Origin of the sequence: Streptomyces sp. 8K308, from assembly GCF_004348315.1 — a bacterium.
Lineage (GTDB): Bacteria > Actinomycetota > Actinomycetes > Streptomycetales > Streptomycetaceae > Streptomyces.
Window position 1 is genome coordinate 1 of the sequence record NZ_SMKC01000335.1, and the last position, 7,539, is coordinate 7,539.

At 73.0% G+C, this 7,539-nt stretch carries 7 protein-coding genes; 4 read left to right on the top strand and 3 right to left on the bottom strand.

The window, feature by feature from the left end; translation table 11 throughout:
- Positions 1 to 115, bottom strand: a 115-nt coding sequence (locus tag E1265_RS39855; protein ID WP_132934169.1) for a twin-arginine translocation signal domain-containing protein, incomplete at its 3' end; no start/stop codon positions are given.
- Positions 116 to 307: 192 nt separating this feature from the next.
- Between E1265_RS39855 and E1265_RS30265 the strand changes: the two genes are divergently transcribed.
- The 3 genes from E1265_RS30265 to E1265_RS30275 all read left to right on the top strand — a co-directional run bounded on the left by E1265_RS30265 (position 308) and on the right by E1265_RS30275 (position 3,921).
- Positions 308 to 1,045: a FadR/GntR family transcriptional regulator gene (locus E1265_RS30265; protein ID WP_132934170.1), complete on the top strand. Its 738-nt coding sequence runs from the start codon at positions 308 to 310 to the stop codon at positions 1,043 to 1,045.
- Positions 1,046 to 1,108: 63 nt separating this feature from the next.
- A complete protein-coding gene (locus tag E1265_RS30270) occupies positions 1,109 to 2,113 on the top strand; it encodes a S1 family peptidase (protein ID WP_132934171.1) in 1,005 nt (334 codons plus the stop codon).
- A 146-nt stretch (positions 2,114 to 2,259) separates the two neighbouring features.
- Positions 2,260 to 3,921 carry a DNA repair helicase XPB gene (locus E1265_RS30275; RefSeq protein ID WP_132934172.1) on the top strand — a complete coding sequence of 554 codons (1,662 nt, stop codon included), beginning with the start codon at positions 2,260 to 2,262 and terminating at the stop codon, positions 3,919 to 3,921.
- Between the two features lie 13 nt (positions 3,922 to 3,934).
- Here the strand turns inward: E1265_RS30275 and E1265_RS30280 are convergent, their stop codons facing one another.
- Positions 3,935 to 4,114: a hypothetical protein gene (locus E1265_RS30280; protein WP_132934173.1), complete on the bottom strand. Its 180-nt coding sequence runs from the start codon at positions 4,112 to 4,114 to the stop codon at positions 3,935 to 3,937.
- Between the two features lie 304 nt (positions 4,115 to 4,418).
- Here E1265_RS30280 and E1265_RS30285 point away from each other — a divergent pair, with 304 nt between their 5' ends.
- Positions 4,419 to 6,533, top strand: a complete 2,115-nt coding sequence (locus E1265_RS30285) for an AAA family ATPase (RefSeq protein WP_243741217.1) — start codon at positions 4,419 to 4,421, stop codon at positions 6,531 to 6,533.
- Here the strand turns inward: E1265_RS30285 and E1265_RS30290 are convergent.
- Entirely contained in the window at positions 6,456 to 7,532 is a 1,077-nt protein-coding gene (locus E1265_RS30290; protein ID WP_132934175.1) for a YbhN family protein, read from the bottom strand. The genes E1265_RS30285 and E1265_RS30290 overlap by 78 nt on opposite strands.
- Positions 7,533 to 7,539: the final 7 nt, after the last annotated feature.

Genomic DNA, 7,539 nt, shown 5'->3' on the forward strand with positions numbered 1-7,539 from the left:
GGTCGATGGTGGAGGGCGGCCCCGTGCAGGCCCCGAGGGAGGCGGTGATGGCGCCGGCCGCGCCCAACGCGCCGGTGATCCTGAGAAAGTCCCTGCGGGCCAGGGCACGGTCCATCGAAGCCTCCAGGCGGCTCTGGCGGGAGGTCCTACGTTCTACGTCCGATGTTCACGGTAGGAGCGGCCGTGACGGATGGTCAAGACCTCTACCTCAAGGCGCTGTTGACCAGACGTCCGATGTCCTATCTCCTGGCACAATGTGAACTCCCGGTGTTAGCTCTGCTCTGGCGAGTCGGAAGGGGAGCGCGGCATGGCACGCAGCGTGATGTCGGACGAGGTGCAGCGGCGGATCAAGCAGTTGATCCTGGACCGCCGACTCGCGCCCGGCGACCCGCTCCCCACCGAGAGCGAGCTGATGGGCCGGTTCGACGTCAGCCGCAACTCGGTGCGCGAGGCGCTCAAGGCGCTGCAGGCGGTGGACATAGTCGACATCAGGCACGGCTTCGGCACCTATGTCGGCGGCCTCAGCCTGGACTCGTTCGTCGAGGGCATGGTCTTCCGGGCGGCGGTCCTGCACGGCAGGGGCCAGGCGAGCCTCTACGAGCTGCTCGAGGTGCGCGAGGCGCTGGAGGCCGGCCTGATCGGGAGCGTGGCGGGAAAGGTGCCGGCCAAGGATCTGGCCGTGCTGCACGATCTCGTCGCGACCATGGAGCGGGAGGCGGCGGTCGACCGGGTGACGGCGGCCACCGACCGGGCGTTCCATCTGGCGCTCTACCGCTCCCTCGGCAACCACCTGCTGAGCGAGGTGCTCGACGCCTTCTGGGCCGCCTTCCACGCCGCGTTCCACGGGGTGCGCGACGAGCCGAGCACGGACCATCGGGACCCCAGGATCACCGTGACCCGCCACCAGGAGATCCTGGCGGCGCTCGAGTCGGGCCAGGGGACGCAGGCGGCGGAGGCGATGCGGCGCCACTTCGCGGGCATCCGCCAGGTCCTGGGCGACGCCCCACACCCGCGTAAAACTGACGAGAACCTGACAGCACGGTAGCGGGCCGCGAGCGCGGGGTATGGCCGCAGGGAGGAAGATCAACCACCCCCATTGGAGCCCGAGTTGAGACCACGCACCGTGCTCGCCACCGCCCTGCTGCTCGCCGCGCTCACCGCCCCGGGTGCCTCGGCGGACACCCCGGCTGACCCCCTCCAGGACCGGCTCGGCGACCGCACCGCCGGTTCCTACCTCGACGACGAGGGCGACCTGGTCATCACCGTCACCGACACGGCGGCCGCCCGCGCGGTCACCGCCGCCGGCGCCACGCCACGGCTCGTCGAGCGCGACGCCGCCGACCTCGCCGCCGTCGCCGACCGGCTGGCCGAGCGGGCCGCCATACCCGGCACGACCTGGGGCGTCGCCCCCGCCGCCAACCAGGTCCTGGTCACCCACGACGACTCGGTGAACGGCGACGAGCTCGCCCGGCTCCGCGCCGTCGTCGCCGCCCTCGGCGACGCCGCCCGCCTGGAGCACTCCCCCGGCACGCTCAGCACCACGATCGCCGGCGGCGAGGCCGTCTACCGCGGCGGGCGCCCCTGCTCCCTCGGCTTCAACGTGACCGACGGCGAGGACACCTACTTCCTGACGGCCGGCCACTGCACCAACGGCTTCACCGACTGGTTCGCCGACTCGGCGGCCTCGGTGCCGCTCGGCACCACCGTCGACGGCAGCTTCCCCGCCGACGACTACGGCCTCGTCCGCTACACCAACGCCACCATCGCCAAGGACGGCGGCGTCCACACCTACGACGGCCACCAGGACATCACCGCGACCGGCACCCCCGTCGTCGGCCAGCCGATCGCCCGCAGCGGCCGCTCCACCGGGGTCCGCACCGGCGAGGTGACCGCGCTCGACGTCACCGTGAACTACGCCGAGGGCACCGTCACGGGCCTCATCGCCACCACCGCCTGCGCCTTCTCCGGCGACAGCGGCGGCCCCCTCTACTCCGGCACCACCGGCTACGGCCTGCTCTCCGGCTCCAGCGGCTCCTGCGACGGGCCTGCCTCCACCACCTTCTTCCAGCCCGTCGACGAGGTGCTCGCCGAGTACGGGGTGACGGTGTACTGAGCGTCGCCGAACACGAGCCGAGCGAACCGCCGGAGTACCCCTTCCCCATCGACTGATCCACACCCGCCCCGCCCAACGGGGTAGTATTTCCCGTTTCCCACGTATGGCGTAGTGAGCCCTGGTGAGCCGGCCCGGCGGAGGTGTGTGTGTCCTGCCTGATCGTCCAGAGTGACAAGACCCTGCTGCTCGAGGTGGATCACGAGCAGGCGGAGGAGTGCCGGCGCGCGATCGCGCCGTTCGCGGAGTTGGAGCGGGCGCCGGAGCACATCCACACCTACCGGGTGACGCCGCTCGGGCTGTGGAACGCGCGGGCCGCGGGGCACGACGCGGAGCAGGTCGTGGACGCGCTGGTGACGTACTCGCGCTACCCGGTGCCGCAGGCGCTGCTGGTCGACGTGGCCGAGACCATGGCGCGGTACGGGCGGCTGACGCTGCTGAAGCACCCGGCGCACGGGCTCGTGCTGCAGAGCAACGACCGGGCCGTGCTCGAGGAGGTGCTGCGGTCGAAGCGGATCATCCCGCTGGTGGGGGCCAGGATCGACGAGGACACCGTGGCGGTGCACCCCTCGGAGCGCGGGCAGATCAAGCAGGCGCTGCTGCGGCTCGGCTGGCCGGCCGAGGACCTGGCCGGGTACGTGGACGGCGAGGCGCACCCGATCGAGCTGCGGCAGGACGGCTGGCGGCTGCGGCCGTACCAGGAGCAGGCGGTCGCCGGCTTCTGGCACGGCGGCTCCGGCGTCGTGGTGCTGCCGTGCGGCGCCGGCAAGACGCTGGTGGGCGCGGGCGCCATGGCGCGGGCCGGGTCGACCACGCTGATCCTGGTCACCAACACCGTCTCGGCCCGGCAGTGGAAGGCCGAGCTGGTGCGGCGCACCTCGCTGACCGAGCACGAGATCGGCGAGTACAGCGGGACCCGCAAGGAGATCAGGCCGGTCACGATCGCCACCTACCAGGTGCTGACCACCAAGCGGAAGGGCGTCTACCCGCACCTGGAGCTGTTCGACTCGCGCGACTGGGGGCTGATCGTCTACGACGAGGTGCACCTGCTGCCGGCGCCCGTGTTCAAGTTCACGGCCGATCTCCAGGCCCGCCGCCGGCTCGGTCTCACCGCCACCCTGGTCAGGGAGGACGGCCGCGAGTCGGACGTGTTCTCGCTGATCGGGCCCAAGCGGTTCGACGCCCCCTGGAAGGAGATCGAGGCGCAGGGATACATCGCGCCGGCCGACTGCGTCGAGGTCCGCGTCGACCTGACCGAGTCGGAGCGGCTGGCCTACGCGATGGCCGAGCCTGAGGAGCGCTACCGGTTCTGCGCCACCACCGACTCGAAGCGGCGCGTCACGGAGACGCTGGTGCGCCGGCACGCCGGCCAGCAGACGCTGGTCATCGGCCAGTACATCGACCAGCTCGACGAACTCGGCGAACTGCTCGGCGCCCCGGTGATCAAGGGCGAGACCAGCAACACGCAGCGCGAGAAGCTGTTCGACGCGTTCCGTGCCGGGGAGATCCAGGTGCTCGTGGTCTCGAAGGTGGCCAACTTCTCGATCGACCTGCCGGAGGCCACGGTGGCGATCCAGGTGTCCGGCACCTTCGGCTCCCGGCAGGAGGAGGCCCAGCGCCTCGGGCGGGTGCTGCGGCCCAAGGCGGACGGGCACGAGGCGCGCTTCTACTCCGTGGTCGCGCGGGACACCATCGACCAGGAGTTCGCCGCGCACCGTCAGCGCTTCCTCGCCGAGCAGGGCTACGCCTACCGGATCATGGACGCCAGCGAGCTGCGCACCGCGGACGGCGAGGAGAGGGACGAGGTCTGAGCGCGGCCGGCGCTCAGCGCAGGCGGCGGCGGACGAGCGTGGGGTCCTGCTCGTCGATCCGGCCGAGCACGACGATGTCGATGGCGGTCTCGGCGACCACGCGGACGGCGCGCAGCGCCTGCCCCACGAGGTGCCTGGAATGGCTCACGTGCCCCGAGGCGGTGGCCCCCGGGTGGATGGTTGCGGTGCTCATGGGTTCAAGGGTGCCGCCGGGCGCCGGCCGCGTCGTCAGCCCGGGGATCGAGAGTGACCGGCCGCTCGTCCGCCTTCCGGCCGAACGTCCCCTAGGGAGTGGGGATGACCCACCCCTGACGAACGTGCGACCGGTGGGCGGCTCACTCGGAAATGATTTGCGCGTCGCAGGGGCGCGCGCCTAGGCTCCCTGGCTCCGCCTCCACCCGGGATGCCACGCGGGCCGCCGCGCGCGCTGGGTCGGAGCCGGCCGGACGGCAACCGGCCGGCAGTCGCTCACCCCTACGCACCCCGGAGGCCCCGCCGTGTCCGCCCCTGAGCCGACCGCCCCCTTGCCGCTCGATGCCGAGCGCGCCCACCTGGCCGCGTCCCGCTCCGCGCTGCGCGCCATGCGCGCGGACGCCGAGTCCCTCGACATCAGCGACGTCACCGCGAACTGGGTGAACGCCGAGGTGCTGCAGTCCGAGATCGAACTGCGGATCAAGTCGCTCGCCGACCTGGTGGACACCCCGCTGTTCTTCGGCCGCGTCGACTACCTGCACGACCTGGACGAGGACGGCGAGCACGGCAACCGCTTCTACATCGGCCGCCGCCACGTCCACGACGCCCACGGCGACCCGATGGTGATCGACTGGCGCGCGCCCGTCTCGCAGCCGTACTACCAGGCCACCAAGCAGGACCCGAAGGACGTGGGGCTGCGCCGCCGCTTCGGCTACGACGGCGGCGAGCTCACCGCCTACGAGGACGAGCACCTGTCCGACCCGGCGGAGGCGGAGACCACGAGCCGCCTGCTCCAGCGCGAGATCGAGCGGCCGCGCGTCGGCCCGATGCGGGACATCGTGGCCACCATCCAGCCCGAGCAGGACGACATCGTGCGCGCCCCGCTGTCCGGCACGGTCTGCGTGCAGGGGGCGCCGGGCACCGGGAAGACGGCGGTCGGCCTGCACCGGGTGGCGTACCTGCTCTACGCCTACCGGGAGCGTCTCGCCCGCTCCGGCACCCTGGTGATCGGCCCCAACCGGTCGTTCCTGCGGTACATCGAGCAGGTGCTGCCGGCGCTCGGCGAGCTGGAGGTCAGACAGGCCACCGTGGACGAGCTGGTGGCGCACGTCGAGGTACGGGGCGTGGACAGCGCGGCGGCGGCGCACATCAAGGGCGACGCGCGCATGGCCGAGGTGCTGCGCCGGGCGGTGCGCGCCGGGGTGCGGATGCCGACCGAGCCGCTGATGGTGGTGCGCGGCTCCCGGCGCTGGCGGGTACCGGCCTACGAACTCGCTGAGCTCGTCCAGGAGTTGCTCGACCGGGACATCCGCTACGGCGCGGCCCGCGAGGCGCTGCCGCAGCGAATCGCGCACGCCGTGCTGGTGCGCATGGAGCAGGCGGGCGAGGCCCCGGACGACCGGGTACAGAACGCGGTGGCCCGCACCCCCGCCGTCAAGGCGGTGGTCAAGGAGTGCTGGCCGCTGGTGGACCCGGCCAAGCTGGTGCTGCGCCTGCTGTCCGACGCCGACTTCCTGGCCGAGATGTCCGAGGGGATCCTCACCGATGACGAGCGGAAGGTGCTCCGGTGGGAGCGACCGGCCCGCAGCGTGAAGTCGGCCCGCTGGTCGCCGGCCGACGCGGTGCTGATCGACGAGGCGCGGGACCTCGTCGAACGCACCGGCTCGCTCGGCCACGTGGTGCTCGACGAGGCGCAGGACCTCTCGCCCATGCAGTACCGGGCCGTCGGCCGGCGCTGCTCCACGGGATCCGCCACCATCCTCGGCGACATCGCGCAGGGCACGACCCCGTGGGCGACGGAGAGCTGGGCGGCGGCGCTGGCCCACCTGGGCAAGCCGGACGCGGTGGTGGAGGAGCTGACCCAGGGCTTCCGGGTGCCGCGCGCGGTGATCGCGTACGCCTCGCGGCTGCTGCCGGCGATCGCGCCCGAGTTGTCGGAGGCCACCTCGATCCGGGACTCGCCCGGCTCGTTCGCGGTGCTGCCCGTGGCGCCGGCCGAGCTGGACGGGGCCGTGGTGGCGGCCTGCCGCGAGGCGCTGCGGCGGGAGGGCTCGGTGGGCCTGATCGCGGCCGACGCGCGGGTGCCCGCGCTGGCGGCGGCGCTGGGGGCGGCCGGACTCGCGCATCTGTCGCCGGGCGAGGAGACCTCGCGTGGCGCGCGGTTGACGCTGGTGCCGGCGTCGTTGGCCAAGGGTCTGGAGTACGACCACGTGGTGCTTGACGAGCCGGCGAAGGTGGTGGACGGCGAGCCGGACGAGCGGACCGGCCTGCGGCGGCTCTACGTGGCGCTGACCAGGGCGGTGTCCGGGCTCGCTATGGTGCACGCGGCGCCACTGCCGGCGCTACTCGCGGGGGTCGGGACGGGAGTCGGAACCGGGGTCGGGCCCGAGGCCGGCGTCGGAGTCGGCGTCGTCGTCTGACCGGCGGCCGTGCAGGGTGAAGGCGACCCAGCAGCCCCAGCCCACCGGCTGCAGCAGCCAGTAGCTCCAGAAGCGGTAGAGCAGGGTGCCGGCCAGCGCCTGCTGCGGCGAGAGCCCGTAGACGACGAGCAGCGCCGTGAGACTGGCCTCCACGATGCCCACGCCGCCGGGGGTCAGCCGCAGGCTGCCGGGGATCTGGGCCAGCGCGTACGCGATCAGCACTCCGTGCCAGGGCACGCCGATGTCCAGCGCCCACAGGCTGGCCGCCAGGCAGGCGGCGTCGAGCACCCAGTTGAACTGGGCCAGCGCGTAGGGGCGCAGCCACGGGCGCAGTCCCGGCTGCACGCTCCTGGCCTGCTCGACGAGCCCGCGCACGGCCTCCTCGCCCCGGCGCACCCGGTCGTAACGCGCCTTCAATCGCTGCCATCCGCGCCCGCAGGCGGCTCGCACCCGCGCCGAGCGGAAGATCGCCAACAGTACGATGGTGAGCAGCGCCAACACGGCCAGGACGCGCCCGATCACCGCGCCAGGGCCCCGCGCCCCCGTGGTGAGGAGCCCGATCACGATGATCACCAGCAGCCCGAGCGCGGACAGGGCGCCGCTCACCACGAGCGAGGCGGCGGCCAGCGCCTGTCCGACGCCGCGCCGCCGCAACTGGCGGTAGAGCCAGGCGGTGGAGAACGCGGCGCCGCCCGGCAGCGCGCCGGCCACCGCGTTGGCGGCGAGGACCAGCCCGAACATGCTGGTCAGCCGCGTCCGGAAGCCGCCGGCCAGTAGCAGCCAGCGCTGCACGGCGCTCAGGCAGAGCAACGCGCCGGTCTCGCACACCAACGCGACCGGCAGCTTGACCAGGCTGACCCGGGCCAGCAGTTCGAAGGCCTTGCCCAGCTCCTCGCGGCGGGAGATCGCGACGAACACCGCGCCACCCACGAGCAGGACGGCGATCGGCCACCAGGCACGCCCCGCGCGTCCCGGGGTCCTGCTTCCCTCAACCCCCATCCCCACC